Annotated in this window: 1 protein-coding gene; it reads right to left on the bottom strand. The window is 62.2% G+C overall.

Annotation, left to right across the window (positions count from 1 at the left end; translation table 11 throughout):
- Window positions 1-761: NAD-dependent epimerase/dehydratase family protein (locus ACR0JW_RS23895; RefSeq protein ID WP_480714619.1), on the bottom strand; the 761-nt coding region annotated here is incomplete at its 3' end.
- Window positions 762-777: the final 16 nt, after the last annotated feature.

Raw genomic sequence — 777 nt, 5'->3', positions numbered from 1 at the left:
GTGATGTCGCCGTCCTCGAAGATGTTGAGCGTCTTGCCCTGCATGATCTGGTCGGCAAAGATCGAGATCACGCCGGTATAGGGGTTCGACATGGACTGCCCCGGGCCATAGACGTTCTGCAGGCGCAGAATGCCGACCTCGGTCGGGGTGCCCCAGAAGGCCTGGGTCAGCAGGTATTCCTGCATCAGCTTGGTCGAGGCATAGATCGAGGCGGGCGCCACCGGGCAGGTATCGGCATTGGTCGGCACCGGCCTCAGGGTCTCGCCGCTGGTCGATTTCGGCAGGAAATCTCCGTTCGACATGTCCTGGCTGGTGCGGGCGACCGCAGGCACAAGGACGTTGTTGGCATCCACGCAGGCACCCTCGCCATAGACGCTGCGCGAGCCGGCCAGAATGATGCGGCGCACCGGGGTGTCGGCGGCGCGCACCGCCTCGATCAGGTTGGTGGTGCCGATGATGTTGACCTCGTTGTACCGGGTCGGGTGGTCAAAGGACTGGCCAGTGCCGGTTTCGGCGGCAAGGTGGAAGATGAACTCGGGCCGGACCTGCGACATGGCGCGCTGCATGTCGTCGCGCGAACGCACATCGCCCACGATCATCCCCGCGCCCGAGGATTTGGCGATCCTGAAATTGGTCTCGTTCTGGAAATGAACCTGTGGGTGCAGAGAGTCGAAAATCGTGACGTCATGCCCTTGCTGAACAAGTTCAGCGCTCAGCCGCGACCCGATAAAACCCGCGCCCCCCGTGATCAGAATCTTCATTAAGCTATCCACCATG

It is taken from the genome of Ruegeria sp. BG6, from assembly GCF_056538465.1.
Note: the sequence above shows the minus strand (reverse complement) of the source record. Positions and strands in the feature narration are given on the sequence as shown.